Here is a 17555-nt window from a genome sequence, read left to right on the forward strand (position 1 = left end):
ATCATTCTGTGGCCTGCACCCTCCTAAGGTCGCTCCGGGCTCGGCGATCTTCCAGCCCCGCCGGCCAGGCCCCGGACGCCTCCGCGCTCGTACGGCGCACCCGCTCCCGGTCCCCCACCCAGGTCCGGCGCACGATGTACTTCACTTCGAGGAATTCGATGCGTCTCCCGTCCCATGCCGTCAAAATGCTCGCCGTCGCGGCGCTCCCGCTGGCCCTGGCCGCCTGTTCCTCCACCTCCGCGGACTCCGCCGGCAGCACCCCCACGGCCGCCACGGCGTCGAAGAGCAAGGACCCCGATGCCGGCCTCCTGACGGGGACGCAGCTGAAGAAGGCACTGGCACCCGCCTCGTACTTCCCCGCCGGCTTCGCCGCCGACCGGAGCCTCGCCCGCGACACCGGGGACACCTACCAGGCGCCCGCCACCAAGAACGCCGCCAAGCCGCACTGCGCCGACCTGGCGGCCACGAGCTGGATCGGTCTCACCGGCGTGGAAGGCGTCTCGTTCGCACAGAACTCCTACATAGACAAGGACACGTCCGCCGAACTCGACCAGGAGATCGACGTCTACCGTGGCACCACCGCCGCGGACGTGCTGAAGGACCTGGCGAACGTCGTCGCCGCCTGCCCGAGCTATACGGACTCCGACACCCAGAGCAAGGTGACGGTCACCGGCGCCTCCACGGCCGGGCTCGGGGACGCGGCGTACACCATCACCCTCACCGACGACGCCTGGGAGAGCGGCACCACGTTGATCGCCTCCCGCGCGGGCACTGCCGTCGTCAGCGTGCTGTCCACGGACGGCGCCGACAACGGGGCCGCGAGCGCGAAGAAGCTGGCGAAGCAGGTTGTGGCTTCGGTGAAGAGCAGCGGTGGCGCTGCCGGCCAAGGCTGACCCGTCCCCTGGCCCAAGGTGGCCGGGGCTCGCAGGGAGGGCACCGGGCGCCGCTGGCGGTGCGTGACCACTGCCCGAGAGAACTTCTGCGCTGGGCCATACGGTCAAGGGCCGTGCGACCGGCGTCTCCCGGGTGGGTCGGTGGCTGCCGTGCAGCCACCGACCGATGCCGCCGTGTTCCCCGTGGAGACGTCCACCGCGGCGCAACAGAGCACCTGCCTCGTCGGAGGAGGGCGGCACCCCGGCCATCATCGAATCCATCCGAGCCGGGCTGGTGTTCGCCCTCAAACAGGCCGTGGGCGCCGACGCCGTTCAGGCAGCCGAGGAGCGCCACTGGCGGCAGGCGCTGACCCGCTGGGACACCAACCCGCGTATCGAGATACTCGGCGACCACCACGCCCGGCGCCTGTCCATCGTCTCCTTCCGCATCCGCCACGGCGACCGCTCCTACCTGCACCACAACTACGTCGTCGCCCTGCTCAACGACCTGTTCGGCGTCCAGGCCCGCGGCGGCTGCTCGTGCGCGGGCCCTTACGGTCACCGTCTGCTCGCCATCGACACCGCCACTTCCCACGCCCTGCTCGAGGAGATCGTCCGCGGCTGCGACGGCATCAAGCCGGGCTGGGCCCGCGTCAACTTCAACTACCTCATCAGCGATACCGTCCGCGACTACCTCATCGACGCCGTCGACCTGATCGCCGGGTACGGCCACCGGCTCCTGCCCGACTACCGCTTCGACCCGCACACCGGGCAGTGGCGCCATCACGCCGGTGTCGCCGATCCCCGCTGCGGCTGACCGGCGTGAGCTTCGCCGCAGACGGACGCATCGCAGCGGCGCCCGACCGTCACCACCGGCTGGGCGAGGAGACGATGCGCGGTCAACTCGGCCGCGCCGGTGCCGTGCTCCCGTCCCGCTCCGACCGCCTGGACGACGCCCCGACCGGGCTGCCGGCCGACTTCGAGCGCATGCGCTGTCCCGCTGCCGCGAGTCTGCCTGGAGCAAAACCGGACGGGCACCGGTTGAACGGTATACCCCACCGGGTATACGAGAGAAGACCGGGAGCCATGCCGACCGTCGACCTGACCAAGGACAACCAGCACGCATCCACGGCACCGTCCCCGAATCCTGGTGTGTGCGGGCCAGTCGCGCGATCGCCAGTACCTCGCCCACGCCCCTCGCCCCGGCGACACACCTGTCCGGTGACCCACCGTGTCGCCGGGGCAGTCCCGCTGCGGCGGCCGCGATCGCCGGGTTTCGCTCCGACCGGTTTCTCAGACGTGGCGGGCTGCGACGATGACACCCTCGGCCCCCGAGCGTGCGTGCCCTGGAGGCACCGTTTCGCGGCCCTTCGTGCCTGGTCACCGCGTCTGGTGGCGGTACAGCCGTCCGTGGTTGCGCCACCAGAGCACCTTCCCGTCGGGTCCGCGCACGAAGTCGGAGCGGGTGCCGATCGGTTGGCCCTCGGCGTCGAGGTCGAGTGCGAAGTCCTTCTTGTAGAAGGCGGCTCCCAGCTCGGTGGTCGGGTCCTGGACCGAGTCCTCTTCTTCGGAGGCTGCTTCGTCCTGGCCGACCGGGCCATGGGCAATCTGCGTACCGTGCAGCCGTCCGTTGCGACGGGTCATCTCGGTGACGACGTCCTCCATGGCGCCCTCTTCATTGATCCGCTGGGCCATGTAACGGCCCTCGTAGGGCGCGAGCTCCTGGCCGCGCAAGGCCATGGCCGTTGCCGGCAGGTTGGTCACGCCGGCGTACCGCTGGAGGGCCCAGTCGTCGGTGAACAGCTCGTCCCTGAGCCGTGTGCCGCCTTCCGAGTTGGTCAGCAGCGTCAGTGCGAAGCCGCGGGCGGGAACCATCATGAAGCCTGAGATCTGGCCCGGCCAGGTCCCGCCGTGCTGCACGACGCGGGGCCCTTGGGCGGTCGGACGCAGCATCCAGGTGACCCCCATGCCGTCGAGCTCCACGACCAGCGTGCCGCCGGGCCCGGGAGTGGAGCTCATCTCATCCAGCGATTGCTTGCTCAGCACGCGTGTGCCGTCGGGGGCGGTACCGTCCCCGAGGTGGAAGCGGGCCCAGCTCACCTGGTCGCGCACACTGGAGATCAGGCCGCCGGTCGGTGCGAGGCTGCGCGGCTGGGGCCAGAAGGCCGGCTCGAGCACGGCTTTGCCGTCGACGACGTTGTGCGACGCCGCGACGTTGAAGCCCACTATCTCGTCGCTGGAGAAGCGGGTGTGGGCCAGCCCGAGGGGCTCGATGACCAGTTCACGCACGGCGGCCTCATAGGCCTTGCCCGTCACCACCTCGATGATCCGGCCGGCCACGCACAGTGCCGCGTTGTTGTAGGCGAACACGCTGCCCGGCTCGGTCAGTTGAGGAAGCCGCGCCATGGACGCCACGAAGCGGGCCAGCGCGTCGTCGCCGGGACCGAAGTCCTGATAGTCGTCGCCCAGCCATCCGGCACTGTGGTTGAGCAGCTGGCGCACGGTGACCTGCGACGACGCGAACGGTTCGGCGACGGTGAAGTCGGGGAGATATCGGCGTACCGGGGCGTCCAGCTCGACTTTGCCCCGCTCGGCCAGCCGCATCAGCGTCGTACCGGTGAAGGTCTTGGTGGTCGAGCCGACCCGGAAGACGGTGTCGCCGTCGACCGGAACCGGATGGTCGACGTTGGTGACGCCGTAACCCTTGACGTACTCCTGGCCGTTCAGCAGCACACCCACCGCCGCGCCAGGAATCGCGTACGTCCGCATGGCCTCCTCGATCTTTGCGTCGAGGGCGCTGAACATGGGGTTCCCGGTGTCGCCGGTACCGCCCCCCTGGGGAGCGGATCGCGGGGATCCGGCCGCCGGTGGCGCCGTTCCCAGCGAGACCGTCGCGCAGCCGACGGCGGCCGCAGTGCTCAGAAAGCCGCGGCGGGACCACCGGGAGGACCCATGACGCCCAGGCGACGCAGCGGAGCGCGGAGTGTCGGAACCGGCCGACAGCAGCTCCTCATTCACTGGTGCCGGCTCCCTCGCTGCCGATGGCGAACGGCACCGGTTTCACGGTGTTCACGCAACTGGTGTCGGGGTGCCCGGGGTCGTCGAAGAAGGAGGTGATCACCTTCGCCCCGCACGGCGTGTCGTACGCGCCGTGAGCGACACCGGCCAGCGTCACCACTGTGGAACGGGAGAGTGTCCGGGCCGCGTAGCGCCCCCACTGTGCCCCGGTCTGCGCGTCGAAACTCCCGGAGACGGCGAGCGTGGGAATGCTGCTCCGAGTGACCTCGCGCACGGATTCGGGCGCCTTCGGGACGTTCCAGGCCTGACATGCCTGGCGCAGGAACGGCAGCTGGGGCGCCTGGGCCAGGACCGAGCGCGGGAGCTCGGGGAAGGCCTGCCGGCCTTTGGCGAGCTGCTCCTGGGGGGTCTCGAACGGCACCCACTCGCTGCACCACACGCTCAGCGAGAACCCGTGAGCGAACATCCCCTGCGAGCCGGGAAGCCATGCGGACGCCCACTGCTGGGCGATGAGCTCGGGGTTGCCGTGGGCCAGCTCGTCCACGCCCACCGCGAAGGTCTCGGGAGCGTGGCTGGCACGCACCATCCAGTTCAGCAGTGCTCCGCCGTCGAGGACCACCTTCACCCGTCCGGCCTGAGGCACCGTCACGTAGGTGGTGACCGGGTGAGCCTCCAGCTCACGCACCATGCGCAGATAGGTGGCCCCGATGTTCGGGTAGTGCTGGCGGCAGGAGAGCTGTGCCGCGCAGGCGGCCACGATGTTGTCGAACGACTCCCTCATGCTGCTCCACGTCCACCCGGGCGTCGCCACGGACGGCGGTACGACGCCGTCGATCGTTACGGACCGGATGCCTTCGGGGAACATGCGCATGTAGGTCAGCGCCAGTTGCGTGCCGTAGGAATGCGACAGGACGTTCCACTCCCGGATTCCCAGGGCCTTGCGCAGATCCGCCGCGTCGGCGGCATTCTCGCTGGTGTTGTAGGCAGCCAGGTCGTATCCCTGGGCCGTCAGCCGGTCATGGCACCGAGCCGCCGCCCGGGCGTAACGGTCTCCGGTGGAGGGCGCGTCGTAGAGAAGGTGGACGCGTTCGCCGTAGAACTGGTCGATCTCCGGACACGTCAGCCGCCGCTCGGACGAGTACGTCCCGCGCTGGGACAGGACGATCAGGTCGCGGTCGCGGTTCAGCCCCGCCTCGGTCAGTCCCGCGATGTCTGCCAGGGCGTCCGCGCCGGGCCCGCCGGTGAAGAACACGATCGGATCGGCGTGGGGTCGCGGAGACGCGGAGCGGACGCGCGCGACGGCCAGGCGAAGCGTGCGCGATGACGGGCGGGCCCGGTTCTCCGGCACGACGAGGAAGCCGCAGCGGGTGTCCTGCAGCTCTCCGTACGTCGTCGGGCAGGGAGCTTGCATGAACCGCGACGCCGGCAGCGTCCGCGCCGCAGAAGCCTGGGGCAGGGCGAGCATGGTGCCCGGGAAGATCCAGTGGCCGCGGTCGCTGGAGCGGTATCCGTGCCGCAGGGCCTCTTGCTCGATGGTCTGCCGGTTGAGGTCGTAGACACTGCTCCACCGCGTGGCGTCGCCGAGGGCCTGCTGGGCTATGTCCCACAGCGTGTTACCGGAGGCGACGGTGTGCATGCCGACCTTCGCCTCTGCAGGCCCGGCCTCACCGGCCGGTCGTCCCGGCGACAGGCCGGACCGTGGCCGGCTCGCCCAAGGGGAGGTGCCCTCCCCCACTGCCGGTTTCAGGCGAGTGACGGTCAGGCCGGACGCGCCGTGGGCCGGAGCCGCGCTGAGCATCGTCAAACCGGCCAGGAACATGGCGGCTGCGGCGGCAGTGCCGCGGTTGCGTATGGGCATGTCGTCCTTCCGAGGCAGTGTCGGTGGCTGCGCGACGACACCGCTCGACTCGTCACACAGGGTCGGGGTCGTCAGACGCCATACTGCAAAGCCGACTCGCGCCCCGCACCGCGGCAGACCCAAAGGGGTCAGGCAAGGGCCAGGTCGCCGGGTTCTGGTGGGGACCGTCTGCCGACCTCCGTGGACGCACAGGAACGTGCCGCTCCCGCGCAAGGCAAGGCCTCGCTGGAGTTCCTGCTGCCCGGGGTGAGGCCGCGCTCGGTGTCGAGGTCGCCGACGGCGAGCCGCATTTGAGGGCATTGGCATGCGCAGACCAGGGCTGCCCGAGCCGAGGCACGCACCGGGGACAAGGCGGCCGCCGAGAGGCTGCGCGATGAGCATGCCCAGCACGCCGGCGATGGCCCCGCCATCGGGAGGGCCCGTAGGAAGACGATGCAAGGTTGGCGGTAGTCAGCCGTGAAGGCTGCGGACAATGGCACCCACGGTGCCCTCCCCCAGGGCGACCAGCTCCCCCGCACGGTGCAGCAGCGGTCTCTTCGAGCGGCTCGAGGTGCTGCCCGATCGCAATCACGTGGGTGCCCTCGTCGGCGAAGGCACGGGCAGTGACCCGGCCGATCCCGGTGCCGGCTCCGGTGACGGCGACGATCCTGCTGGTGCGCGGCGCGATGCTGTTCATGCCGGTCATCGTCCGACCCTGCCGCCCGCGGCAAGGTCAAGCAGCGCCCGGCAGACGCTGGTCACCACCGGTGGTTGCCGCGGACACAACGGTGCAAGGCCCCTGCAGCCCCGGCGCGAGACCCGCCGCGCGGCGGGAGGAAGACGGGCGAGGTTCCTTGGGCAGGCGCCGGCATCGTGGGCCGAAACCCAGTCGAACGGCAAGGCCGCTCGAACCTACGATGACACCCGTGCACCCGACCTGGTTCGAGTTCGACGAAGACGCCAAGACCCCGGAGAACTGCGAGCCGTCCCAGCGCGAGTTCCTGCGCCTGGTGCGCGAGGGCGCGCGGGAGTGGCCTTGCCGGCCCAGCGACACGTACGTGCTGTTCTTCCCCCGCGACGAGCCCGATGAAGACGGCAACACCGCGGAGCACGACGAGATGCGCCTCGTCGTGGACCTCGATCACCGGCGAGTGCGCTTCCTCGCACTCGGCGCCGCCCTGGAGGCGGACACCGTACGGTGCAGTGAACTGCACATCTGCAACTTCGCGTTGACGCAGGAGTGCCCCGACATCGTGCCCCGCGAGCGCACCGGACCGGTCGAGGACCTGGTGGCCTTCACCCTCGGCTGGCTGGGCGAGATCCTGCGTCGACCGGCCCTACGGTACGACGGCCGCCGATACTGACCGGCGCGCCGCTCGCTCTCGCGCTCAGTCCGATTCCTGCGGTGCGGCCATCAGGTCCAGGACCTGGCCCTGTTCCTTCGGCTCGGGCGCCTCGGGCTCCAATTCCACGTGTGCTCAATGAACCGACGACGCATCGTTCCCCCAGCCAGAGGCCTAGCCAGCCCGGAGTCTGAAGACCAGAGCACTTCCGCGTTGTCGTCCAGGACCGTCAGCAGGTTGCCGCCCGTCTCGATGCCCGGCACCTGGGCAGGCACCGTGCCCCAGCAGTCCAACAGGGGCGGCTCGGCGGCCGTGCCGCCGACGGGTTCGAAACCCTGCCGCAGGAGATAGGGGGCGAGCGTGTCGGTGAGCTCGGTCTCGAGAGTGTCAGCGTAGTGTTGCGGGCTTTCGAGCTGAGCGACCAGCCTTGGCGTGGACGCGACATTCGGCGTGAACTCGGCGGGTCCCACCGGGGAAGAGAGAGTGTGACCACATACGTCAGAGACGGAGACCCCGTGACCGGCCCACCGGACGTCGGGCACGACGACCACGAGCACCACCACGATGACTCGTCCGCCATTGCCCAGTCCCTGCGGCGGCCCGAGGTCTTCGCCGTGTTGTACAACCGGTACGCAGCCGATGTCCACCGCTACGTCATGCGGCGGCTCGGCGACGCGGCCGCCGACGATCTTACGGCCGACACTTTCCTCGTGGCGTTCCGGGCTCGCTCGCGCTACGACCTGACCCGCACGAACGCCCGGCCCTGGTTCTTCGGCATCGCCGCCAACCTGATCGGCAAGCAGCGCCGCACCGAGGAGCGCGCCCTGAGGGCGCTCGCCCGCACCGGCCACGACTCGGTCACCGAGTCCTGGGTCGATCACGCGGACGACCGGGTCACCGCGCAGGCTGCGCACCGCCTCCTCGCTGGCGCGCTCGCCTCGCTGTCCGGCGGCGACCGGAACGTACTGCTCCTCGTCGCGTGGGCCGACCTCAGCTATCAGGAGGTCGCCGAGGCGCTCGCCATCCCGGTCGGCACCGTCCGTTCCCGGCTCAACCGGGCGCGCAGGAAGGTGCGCTCCGCGCTGGGCGACGACCCCACTCTCGTGCAGGATTTCGCCCCGGAGGCCGGCCATGGATGAGATGACGACGCTGAAGACCTTCCGGCCGGACGCGCCCGCCGCTGACCGGGCCCGGCTGACGCCTGGGCGGCAGAGGCTGCTGGACGCCGCCGCCGAACAAAGGCAGCGCCGCCGCTTTTGGCCACGGGCCGGCTGGAAGCTCGCCGCGGCGGGCGCTGCCGCCGGGGTGGTAGCGGCGGTGCTGGTGGCGCAGGTGGCGCCGACGACCGGCACCCACCGGGTGGAGGCCGAGTACGCCACGTCTCCCGAACCCACCGACGGTCAGTGGCTCTACCAGAAGACCCTGACGCGGCAGTCGACGCTCAACTTCCGCGACGACCTTCATCCCGTTTCCGAGAAGGGCACCCCGGCATACTGGGAGTTCACGCAGGAGACATGGACGCAGTACGGCAGCGGCAAGGTCCGCCGCACGCTGCCGAACGGCGTCCTGGATTCGGTGACCGGCGAGGCGAACACCGGATCGCCGAAGAAACTGCGTCAGAAGCTGGAGAAACTGCCGAGCGAGCCGCAGCAGCTGCTGCGGTCCCTCTCTAAGGTGATCCGCTTCGGGGGCGATTACCAGCGGATCCAGTACACGTTCTCCAGCGCGGACACCATTCCGTTCGAGGTCCGCCTGTCGCTCTTCCGCGCGCTCAAAACGATCCCCGGCGTGGTGGTCCGTCCGCAGCTCGTCAAGGACGCGATGGGCAGGCCTGCCCTGGCCATCCACCCTTCGGACGACAACCCGTTCACCAAGGAGACCCACCGCCGGGACGAGCTGCTCCTCGATCCAAAGACCTACGAGTACCGGGGTGAACGCACGATGATGCTCGTCGGCGGAATGATCGACTCCAAGGTCACGACAGAGGAAACCCTGATCAGGGTCTCAGCCGTGCAGAGGTTCGCGGCTGCCGTGAACGAGCCGGGCGTGCGTCCCTGAGCCTGTCTTCTCTGACAGCGAGGCCGATGACGGCACCACCAATCCCGCCGAAGCCCTCTCGCCGGCAGGAACGCGGACGAGGGCAGTATCGGCGTCTGTGACTGAGTGTCGTGGTTGGTCCGTCTGGCCAACCACGACACTCAGCGAGAAGACCTGGCTCGGGACTGGAAGGGGCGTCGCCCGCACGGTCTACGGACCGAACTCCTACGGCGGTACTCACGGCGGATGCTCCCCGACGCACGAGTCATGGCGACGGCACGGCAGCGTGGCTGAGGCCGGTGAGGGTGCAGCGAGGCTCTGAATGCGGCGTCCCAGTTGATCACCACTCCTCCCGGCCTGACTCAACGAGCCAGACCCTTGGAGGGGGTCAACTTTCAAGCGCCGCACCCGGTCCACTTTTCAGGTTCTGGATCACTTTTCAGCCGTCGCCGACAGACACCAACCGACGCGGACACCGGCGGTCGGCGGCGAACCTCGGCGGACAGTACGCCGAGGACCACGGCCGGTTGACCAACCTCTCCGACGCCCTGTGACCGACCCCATAAGGATGAGGCCATTGGTTCAAATCCTGTCAGCCCCATCGGTTCGAAGGACCCCCAACCCATCGTGGTCGGGGACCTTCGCATTGACGGTCCCTTACCCAGGAGGCGGACGAAGACGGCCGATTCCTGCTGAAGGCGGGCCGACGGCAGACGGGATGTGAGCCGAGGTGAGTGGTAGTTGGGCGCGAATGGGATCATCACGCATGACACTGATGAAGTACATGACGAGCGCCAAGGATGAGCGATGGTGGATCCAGGGTCTCGGGCTCACGGCCGCAGCGGTCTGGGCCGGCGCCCGCGCGTGGGGTAACGGACGACCGCCCCTACTGCGGGTGGGCTTCGGCGTAGCGGCGATCTGTTTTCTGGTTGCGCTTGCGGGACTCATCGTCGGCCAAGTTCGAGCAACCAGGCGAGGCCGCAGAGGTTTCGCGGATGGCACTGCCGCGCGCGAGCAGCAAGAGCCTTGATCGATGCGGCTGCGAGGGGACCGCGGGGTGCTGCTTCCGTGCCAGAACGGACGGGGACTCGGGCATAGAGGTGCGCACTGCGTCCGGGGGCGTCCGCCTGCAAGACTGGCCGGATGCCAGAAGTCGTCTTCAGTAGCGTCGCCCCCGTCGTCCCCGTCCGGGACCTTGATGCCGCTCTGGATCGATACCGCCGTCTGGGCTTCACGGCGCACGCCTACGAGGGCCCGGATCGCTACGGCTTCGCCGAGCGGGGCTCGGTCTCGATCCACCTCTCGGAGTGGTCCGAGCACGACCCTCACCGCACGGGAGCCGTCATCTACCTCTACGTGAGCGATGCCGACGCCGTCTACGCGGAGTGGAAGACCTTGGGTGTCGAGGGCCGCTTCGTCGAGCCGGCCGACACGCCCTACAACCTCCGCGAGTTCGCGTACGTGGACGCCGACGGCACGGCTCACCGTGTGGGGTCACCGCTCGCAGGTTGAGGGGCCGTGATCGGTGGCGTACGAGAGAAAGGCGGCCCATTCCTGCCGACCGAAGGCGAGCTGGGGGCCCTGCCTGCGCTTCGAGTCGCGTACGCGGATGGTGCCTGGAGCGGAAACCACCAGTAAACCAGGTACTGGCCACCGAGCCTCTACGTGTCGCGGAAGCCATTACGAACACCTTCAAGCACCACACGCGGGATCCAGGGCGCCCCGAAGCGCGCATCGCCGCAGTCTCGGGCGGTCCGCCTGCAACCGTGACGCTTGCGTGTTCGATGACCTGCCGGATGACCTTCCCCGCCTGGAGACCTTGCGGGTGTGGCACACGCTGTGGCTGACCCGCATGGTCGGGGCTGGTGTTGTCGCACCGTGACCGTGATCGGGCCCTGGTGGTCGGTGGCGCGGCCTGCGGATGCGCCACGCACTGCGCGGTCCGCGCGCCGCCGTCTTCTACGCAGTGCTCGGGATGCTGCCCGGTGCCCAGCCGAGAACCTCCTCGAAACGGCGGGCCGCAAAGGGAATGGGTGGGCGTCCGCGATCGCTCTCGTGAAGCCTGATGGTCGCCTGGCTCAACTGTGTGCGACGTGCAAGCTCCCTCATGGAGATGCCCTCGGCTTCCCGGAACTCGATGAGAGCTTCGCCAGCCGCTCGGATTCTTCGCTCATGGCCAAAGCGTTCCGCATCACGCACGCTCGGTCAGTATCCCGGCCTGATCCGCCCGCGACTTGCGCTTCCCGCCGCTCCATCGGGAGTTGAATCCGTTCTCGGCCGAACCGGCAGTTCGGAAAAGCGACCAGGCCGAAGCTGATCGCGCCGGACCAAATCGTTCGGGGTACCGCACACCTCCACCGCCGCCGGCCCCGAGCACCTCCAGCCTACGAAGCGGCGGCCTCCCCCGGCATCCAGGAGGCCACCGAACGAAAGGCCACCCGCGATCGCGCCACGGGATCGCGCGCCGCCGACTGTCACGCCAGGGGGGATCACCCTATGAGCTCGTAACACGATCTTGTTGAAGTGTCGTGGTGGGCCGTGACTGGTGTGCTGATTCGGCCGTTCGTGATGTGTGAGTACTCGGCCGTGGATCGTGGACGATGACTTGTGGGTGCTGATCGAGCCGTTGCTGCCGCCGTGGCCGGAGAGGTCGCCAGGTCCGCGGCCGGTGGCGGATCGGCTGTGTCTGCAAGGCATTCTTTACGTGCTCCACAACGACATAGCCTGGCAACTCCTGCCGCTGGAGCTGGGGTTCGGCTCGGGGCAGACCTGCTGGCGCCGCCTGGTTCGCTGGCAGCAGGTCGGCGTCTTCGAGCAGATGCACCGCGTTCTGCTCGCCGAGTTGAACGCGGCCGGCGAACTCGACTGGTCCCGCGCGTGTGTGGACGGCTCCCACATCCGTGCGAAAAAGGGGGTGCCGATACCGGTCCGTCGCCGGTCGACCGGCGGAAGACGGGCAGCAAGCATCACTTGATCTGCGACGGACGCGGCACTTCGCTCAAGGTCGTCACCACCGCGGCCAACGTCAACGACGTCACCCAGACCCTCGCTCTGGTCGACGGCATCCCGCCTGTGGCCGGACGGCCCGGTCGGCCACGCCGCCGCCCCGACTCGCTGCTCGGCGACAAGGGCTACGACTCCAACCCCAACCGCGAGGAGCTGCGCAAGCGCAGGATCCTGCCGGTCATCTCCCGCAAGGGCGCCCCGAACATCAAGGGCCTGGGCAAACTCCGTTACGTCGTCGAGCAGACCTTCGCCCTGCTCCACCAGTTCAAACGCCTCGCTGTCCGCTGGGAACGCCGAACCGAACTCCACGACGCCTTCATCTCATTGGCCTGCGGCCTCATCTGCTGGAGGCGGCTGAAGAAGCACCGATCATGATCACGCTCCGAGTTGCTGGCTACACCTCACACCACTTACCCAGAGGGTCGGCCGCCTGCGTCTGGGTGAACTCATGCACCAGGTTCCATGCCCGATCGATATCCAGGACGAAGTCGCCCGTGAACGCGGCGAGGTCGTCCATGATCGGGACTTCGACCTCGGCGCCCGTGGGCACCGTGCCGTCTCCTACGAGCAGAGACATCCGCTCGGTGCCACTCATCAGATGGACGACCGCGTGATCATCCCGGAAGGCCAGGATCAGCACCGGGAACTCCCTGTCCAGCGACCGAACCTCGACGTAGCCCTGTCCACGGGAACGCAGGTCGTTGAGGCGGTCCGACAGATCCTCCACCTCTGAATGTCTCTCAACCGGGTGGAACAGTCCCGATTCCGGCGACGTCGCCGCCCACACCACGCTCATCCAGACCCTCTTCCCCGCACAGGTCATCACCCACGGTCCAGGGCCACGCTCCCACGCTCCACCATGTGACGACTACTGGGACTTGGGTGCGTGATCGTGTTACGAGCTCTATGGCTGTGCCCTGTGGGAGGGCGGGTGGGTCAGCGACGGAAGTCGCCGTGGCCGTGGTGACGCCAGGACCCCTCGTCGCGGAGCGGCCGTGGTGGCGGCGGTGGCCCCAGGACTCCTCGTCGACGAGGCGGCCGTGGTCGTTGCGCAGGGTGGCGGTGTCGTAGTCGTTGTTCCACACCTAGGTACGGCGGTCCTGGAACAGGTCGGTGCGGGTGTCGCGGCCGATGCCGGCGTGGATGCGGACCGTGGCGCGGCCGACCAGGCGGTAGTCGTCGAAGGTGTAGGTCTTGCCGGACTCGTCCTCGAGAGTCCAGCCATCGAGGTTGATTGCGTGGCGGGTGGTGTTGGTCAGCTCCACCCACTCCTTGTGGGAGCGGTTGTTGCGTCCCGGCGAGTCGGCCTTGACGGCGGAGATCTCCACCCTCTCCCGGGCCGGACGATGGTCAGCCGCAGAAGCTGGCAGCGCCGCCACCGAGACAAGAGCACCGGCCGCGAGCGCGGCAGCAGCCAGACGACGTTGATTTAACTATACCTTGCAGGCAGTTGTCGCGGTCCCGCCACCCATTTTGGACACAATTTCCACGGTGATTTCGATGCACCCAGATCGCTCCAGCAGTATATTCCCATAGGCTGCCTGGCCGTCAAAAGTCACAACGAATGGCGCACCCACAGTGCGAGTCGAGGGCCTACGAGCCGTAATCGTGATTTCGTATTCAGAATGCACATACGTCATTCTTTCACTGGGCGTAAATCTCCCCCAGTCGGCCCCACATGTCGGAGAATGTCTCAATTCAACAATTCCAAGCAGTTGACGTAAAGAAGTATTGAGCTGAACGCTGTCCAGTGTCTTTACGCCAACAGGGTCATCAGCACATCCCGCGCGCTTAGGATCGGCGTTGTCTAACACGGGCTCAGGACTTTCAAGGTAGCGCGCAGTGGGCTTTACCTCATCGCCTTCTACCTGATTCGACTTCGACGAACTAGTCACATAAGGCAGGGAAACAGACACCAATAGTGCCGCCAAAGAAATAGCGAGGGCCCAGAATGACCTCCCCAGCCACGTCCAGGAGCCCTCTCCTTTGGCCCTGGAAACAGCCTGGGGGGAGTCAGTAACAATTTCAGAGACGGGAGCATTCTTGCCTGCGGACTCTGCCGGCTCCAGGCCCAGTTCAGATCGAACCGCCTTCCACCTATGGAGCCATTCATCTATGTCGCCTCCGCATACCGTGACGTAAGCCCTAGTTACTTCCCAGGTAGGAAGACGATGTCCGCTAGCGGCGGCAGAAAGAGAGGCCCTGGAAAAGTGAGCCTTCTCGCTTAGCTCTCGATATGACGGACTTCCCGCCGCCTTACGTAATTCACGAAGATCGGCAGCGAACTTCACTTCTGGTCCCGAAGCGGCATCTAACGGGCGCTCTGGTCGCGGCACGGATCCCCCAGTTGTCCACGATAGTTAACCAGGCATGGACAGGCTGTTAGCCAACCCCTACGAAGCGTAGACCAGTGGGAAGTACCGCGTCAGTTGAATCCGCGTCTGCAGTGACGTCGGGTGCGGTCCGACCCTGTCAGCTAGGAACAAGCAGCGAGAGGCAAGGATGTCCATGCAAGCGCACAAGAACCCCACCAGTAGCACTAAGTCGAACTGGCGGTCGAGGCTCGTCACCCTGGGCCTCGCCGCGGCATTGAGCACCGGCGTTACCTCGCTCGCGGCCCCATCAGCGAGCGCCGCTACATGCTCAGGTTCAGGCTGTACCTACCAGGATCCGCAGGCGAGCGGCTGCTCCGCAGACGCTGTGACCGTCGCGCACTATCAGCTTCCGGCAGTCCAACAGCAGTTGGAATTGCGTTGGTCGCCGAGTTGCCACACCAACTGGGCGCGCATGTACCTCGACACTGATCCGACGTGGTTGCGAGCTGTACAGCCTGATCGCGGCGACGGCCTGCCTCGTGTCACGCAGTTGATCGGTCGAAACGCCACATACAGCTGGTCAGCAATGATCTATTCACCCGTCCTCTGCGTTTACGCAGACGTCCAAACAAGGACCTGGGGCTACTTCCGCACTGCCTGCGTGTAGAAGGTTCAAGATCCTCATGCCAGCAAACTGAGCCCCTTTCAGGCGGTTCACGCGTCCCCGTACCGGCACACTTGCCGGTACGGGGGCGCCGTTGGTCGTTCTGGCTGGTAGATACTGCATTCACGGCGACGTAGAGCGTCGACGAGGTCATTGACCGCAGCAGAGGAGAACAGCAGGGCCGGCCCGGTCGGGTCCTTACTGTCTCGAGGGCAGGACACTCGGTGCCCGTCTTCCTGGGAAGCCAGGTCGGCCCCTGCGTGGCATGCCAGCGCAAGAACTGGAAGTACGGTCACAGCGGCAGCCCCCTGTGCCAATGGTGCGCGACACCGGTCCTTAACCAGTGAGGCCCGCGCCTGCGTCGCTTCAGCACCCGCAGCTGACCCTGCCGCCCGTTGGCACTCCAGCTGCGCCGGCCAGAACAGTTGCACCAGCAGGGGCGCACGCGACGGTGCGCCACGGGCTACGGCGTCGGACAGGCCGACGCGAGCCGTGATGCGCCGTGGGCACTGATGCCCAGTTCCACAGCACCGGGGCCGGTGGCGTACTTGCAGGCGTTGAGACCGGGCGATGTGTTCTCCCGCCTTCCGGCAATCCGTCTTCCATAAAAGGGATAGATATGCTCAAACCAGTCACTCGTGTACATATACGGCGGAGAGCCGCATGAATGTGCGAGGAGGCGTGGCTGATGAGTGAGGCAGTGCAAGGCGACAACACCAGGTTGCATCAGACCGGCGAGACGGCACGGGCCGAGGCGTCGGCCACGGCCGGCCAGGCTCAGCAGGCCGCGAGCCAGGTCGCGGGTACCGCCGTGGACCAGGCGAGGGTCGTGGCGGAGGAGGCGCGGCAGCAGGCCGGCGCTGTAGCCGTCGATCTGCGACGCCGCGCGTTGGACGAGGCCGAGGAGCAGACACGGCGGGCTGCCGGGACACTGCACGGCTGGGCGGACGACCTGGCGGGTCTGGCCGAGAACGCCCGGAGCGAGTCGCCCGCCCGAAGCCTCGCCGCTCAGGCGGCGGACGGCGGGCACCGGGCGGCCGGCTATCTGGAGAAGCAGGGCGCCGAAGGCGTCCTTTCGGACGTGCAGGGCTTCGCCCGGCGCCGCCCCGCAGCGTTCCTGGGCGGTGCGCTGCTGGCGGGGTTGGTCGTGGGACGCATGGTGAAGGTGGCGGCCAAGGTCGACCCCTCGTCCGGCGCGTCGTCGGGCGACGGAGCTTCACGGGCACTGGAGCAGGGGGCTGTCGCCGCCTCGGAGCAGGCGGCGCTGAACGAGCCGGTGCCCGCCGCGTTCCCGGCCACGGCACCGCCCGCGCCGCCGAGGGTTCCGCCGTCGGCCGGCCTCCCCCCGGGTGCGGCGCCCGGTCGCCAGGTCCCGGAGGTGTGAGATGGCCGCCGTTCCCTCCCGCCCGGTGGCCACGTCCGCCGACGACCGCACGGTCGGTGAGCTGCTGTCCGTCGTGACGTCGGACGTTCAGACCCTGTTCCGTCAGGAGGTCGAACTGGCCAAGGCCGAGGTCACGCAGGAGGCGGCCAAGGCTGGCAAAGCCGCCGGCATGTACGGCGGCGCGGGGTTCGCCGGTTACATGGTCCTGCTGTTCCTGTCGCTGGCTGCCGTGCTCGGCCTGGCCAATGTGATCGACGGGGGCTGGGCCGCCCTGATCGTCGCCGCCGTGTGGGCCGTGGTCGGAGCGGTCCTGTACCAGCGGGGCAGGACCCGCATGCGCACGGTGGCACCCAAGCCGGAACAGACAGTCGAGACCATGAAGGAGAATGCGCAATGGGCACGTCACCCGACCGGATGAGGGCCGAGATCGACGCCACTCGGGGCCGGCTGTCCGCCGATGTGGACCGGCTCGCGGACAGGGCCAGTCCGCGAAGGGTGGTCCGCCGGCGTACGCGCATCGTGCGCGGCGCCGTCTCGGGCATGCGTGAGCGGGTCATGGGAACGGCGTCGGACACCGCCCAGGGCGTCGCCGGCGGCGCCCAGTCGGCGGCCGGTTCGCTGCAGGACGGCACCCAGCAGGCGGCCGACACGGCGCGCGAGGTGGCCGACCACGCGGGTGAGGCGATACGGCAGGCACCCGATCAGGCGATACGCCGGACCCAGGGCAACCCGCTGGCTGCCGGCCTGATCGCTTTCGGCGCGGGCCTGCTGGCCTCCTCGCTGCTGCCGGCCTCCGAGACGGAACAGCAGAAGGCGGCGGACCTGATGGCACGCGGCGACGAGGCGCTTGAACCGGTGAAGGAGGCCGCACGCGAATCGGCGCAGCACCTCAAGGAAGGCACCGTGGAAGCCGCGCAAGGTGCTGCGCAGGAGGTCAAGGACGCCGCCTCGGAAGCCGCCCGCACCACGCAGGACGAGGCCCGCGAGCAGGCCGGCCAGGTCACGGACCAGGCACGCGACTCGGGCAGACAGGTCGCCGACGAGGCCCGCAATCAGCCCGGAGCCGGCTGACCCCTGCG

Annotated in this window: 19 protein-coding genes and 1 pseudogene; 11 read left to right on the top strand and 9 right to left on the bottom strand. The window is 68.2% G+C overall.

What is annotated here, in order from left to right; all coding sequences use genetic code 11:
• The first annotated feature begins 158 nt into the window (after positions 1-158).
• Positions 159-893, top strand: a complete 735-nt coding sequence (locus BG482_RS00725; protein WP_069766820.1) for a hypothetical protein — start codon at positions 159-161, stop codon at positions 891-893.
• 166 nt (positions 894-1059) lie between these two features.
• Positions 1060-1689, top strand: a complete 630-nt coding sequence (locus BG482_RS44735) for an aminotransferase class V-fold PLP-dependent enzyme (protein ID WP_306286764.1) — start codon at positions 1060-1062, stop codon at positions 1687-1689.
• Between the two features lie 563 nt (positions 1690-2252).
• Here BG482_RS44735 and BG482_RS00735 read toward each other — a convergent pair.
• The 3 genes from BG482_RS00735 to BG482_RS45930 form a co-directional block, all read right to left on the bottom strand.
• Positions 2253-3677, bottom strand: a complete 1425-nt coding sequence (locus tag BG482_RS00735; protein ID WP_069766821.1) for a serine hydrolase — start codon at positions 3675-3677, stop codon at positions 2253-2255.
• A 205-nt stretch (positions 3678-3882) separates the two neighbouring features.
• A complete protein-coding gene (locus tag BG482_RS00740; RefSeq protein WP_176741273.1) occupies positions 3883-5748 on the bottom strand; it encodes an alpha/beta fold hydrolase in 1866 nt (621 codons plus the stop codon).
• A 52-nt stretch (positions 5749-5800) separates the two neighbouring features.
• The gene (locus BG482_RS45930; RefSeq protein WP_079141475.1) at positions 5801-6433 is read right to left on the bottom strand and encodes an SDR family NAD(P)-dependent oxidoreductase; all 633 of its coding nucleotides are present in this window, start codon (positions 6431-6433) and stop codon (positions 5801-5803) included.
• A gap of 220 nt (positions 6434-6653) precedes the next feature.
• On the opposite strand from BG482_RS45930, the gene BG482_RS00745 reads away from it, so the two are divergent.
• From BG482_RS00745 to BG482_RS00765, 4 genes are all read left to right on the top strand, one after another.
• A complete protein-coding gene (locus tag BG482_RS00745) occupies positions 6654-7091 on the top strand; it encodes a hypothetical protein (protein WP_069766822.1) in 438 nt (145 codons plus the stop codon).
• Positions 7092-7585: 494 nt separating this feature from the next.
• Positions 7586-8209, top strand: coding sequence for an RNA polymerase sigma factor (locus BG482_RS00755; RefSeq protein ID WP_069766824.1), 624 nt, complete (start codon positions 7586-7588; stop codon positions 8207-8209).
• Complete coding sequence (locus BG482_RS00760; protein ID WP_141746511.1) at positions 8202-9128, top strand: hypothetical protein; 927 nt, start codon at positions 8202-8204, stop codon at positions 9126-9128. Before BG482_RS00755 ends, BG482_RS00760 begins: the two co-directional genes overlap by 8 nt.
• Before the next feature lie 1122 nt (positions 9129-10250).
• A complete protein-coding gene (locus BG482_RS00765; RefSeq protein ID WP_069766826.1) occupies positions 10251-10619 on the top strand; it encodes a VOC family protein in 369 nt (122 codons plus the stop codon).
• Here the strand turns inward: BG482_RS00765 and BG482_RS40165 are convergent.
• Positions 10602-10739, bottom strand: coding sequence for a DUF397 domain-containing protein (locus BG482_RS40165; protein ID WP_256096139.1), 138 nt, complete (start codon positions 10737-10739; stop codon positions 10602-10604). The two genes, BG482_RS00765 and BG482_RS40165, sit on opposite strands and share 18 nt — an antisense overlap.
• 327 nt (positions 10740-11066) lie before the next feature.
• Positions 11067-11216, bottom strand: a complete 150-nt coding sequence (locus tag BG482_RS40170) for a hypothetical protein (protein WP_256096170.1) — start codon at positions 11214-11216, stop codon at positions 11067-11069.
• Positions 11217-11679: 463 nt separating this feature from the next.
• Between BG482_RS40170 and BG482_RS40175 the strand changes: the two genes are divergently transcribed.
• Positions 11680-12488, top strand: a protein-coding gene (locus BG482_RS40175; protein ID WP_256096140.1) for an IS5 family transposase whose coding sequence is annotated in 2 segments (ribosomal slippage) — positions 11680-11997 and positions 12000-12488 — 807 coding nt in all. Because the reading frame shifts where the segments join, the coding sequence is not laid out codon by codon here.
• 19 nt (positions 12489-12507) lie between these two features.
• Here BG482_RS40175 and BG482_RS00780 read toward each other — a convergent pair.
• From BG482_RS00780 to BG482_RS40185, 3 genes and pseudogenes are all read right to left on the bottom strand, one after another.
• Complete coding sequence (locus BG482_RS00780; protein WP_069766829.1) at positions 12508-12909, bottom strand: hypothetical protein; 402 nt, start codon at positions 12907-12909, stop codon at positions 12508-12510.
• A 196-nt stretch (positions 12910-13105) separates the two neighbouring features.
• Positions 13106-13492: pseudogene (locus tag BG482_RS44745) on the bottom strand (lamin tail domain-containing protein); the annotation flags it as partial.
• 54 nt (positions 13493-13546) lie between these two features.
• Entirely contained in the window at positions 13547-14449 is a 903-nt protein-coding gene (locus BG482_RS40185) for a helix-turn-helix domain-containing protein (RefSeq protein ID WP_079141478.1), read from the bottom strand.
• Between the two features lie 172 nt (positions 14450-14621).
• On the opposite strand from BG482_RS40185, the gene BG482_RS45935 reads away from it, so the two are divergent.
• Positions 14622-15095 (top strand): DUF2690 domain-containing protein, encoded by a 474-nt coding sequence (locus tag BG482_RS45935; RefSeq protein WP_176741274.1) that lies wholly within the window; start codon positions 14622-14624, stop codon positions 15093-15095.
• Positions 15096-15142: 47 nt separating this feature from the next.
• Here BG482_RS45935 and BG482_RS45940 read toward each other — a convergent pair whose 3' ends face one another.
• Positions 15143-15523 carry a DUF397 domain-containing protein gene (locus BG482_RS45940; RefSeq protein WP_370745730.1) on the bottom strand — a complete coding sequence of 127 codons (381 nt, stop codon included), beginning with the start codon at positions 15521-15523 and terminating at the stop codon, positions 15143-15145.
• Between the two features lie 257 nt (positions 15524-15780).
• Between BG482_RS45940 and BG482_RS00795 the strand changes: the two genes are divergently transcribed.
• The 3 genes from BG482_RS00795 to BG482_RS00805 are packed head-to-tail and all read left to right on the top strand — an operon-like array spanning position 15781 to position 17547.
• Positions 15781-16476, top strand: a complete 696-nt coding sequence (locus BG482_RS00795) for a hypothetical protein (protein ID WP_141746512.1) — start codon at positions 15781-15783, stop codon at positions 16474-16476.
• A 1-nt stretch (position 16477) separates the two neighbouring features.
• Positions 16478-16894 (top strand): phage holin family protein, encoded by a 417-nt coding sequence (locus BG482_RS00800; RefSeq protein WP_069766832.1) that lies wholly within the window; start codon positions 16478-16480, stop codon positions 16892-16894.
• Complete coding sequence (locus tag BG482_RS00805) at positions 16870-17547, top strand: DUF3618 domain-containing protein (protein ID WP_069766833.1); 678 nt, start codon at positions 16870-16872, stop codon at positions 17545-17547. Before BG482_RS00800 ends, BG482_RS00805 begins: the two co-directional genes overlap by 25 nt.
• Positions 17548-17555: the final 8 nt, after the last annotated feature.

The organism is Streptomyces sp. LUP30, assembly GCF_001746365.1.
Taxonomy (GTDB): domain Bacteria; phylum Actinomycetota; class Actinomycetes; order Streptomycetales; family Streptomycetaceae; genus Streptomyces.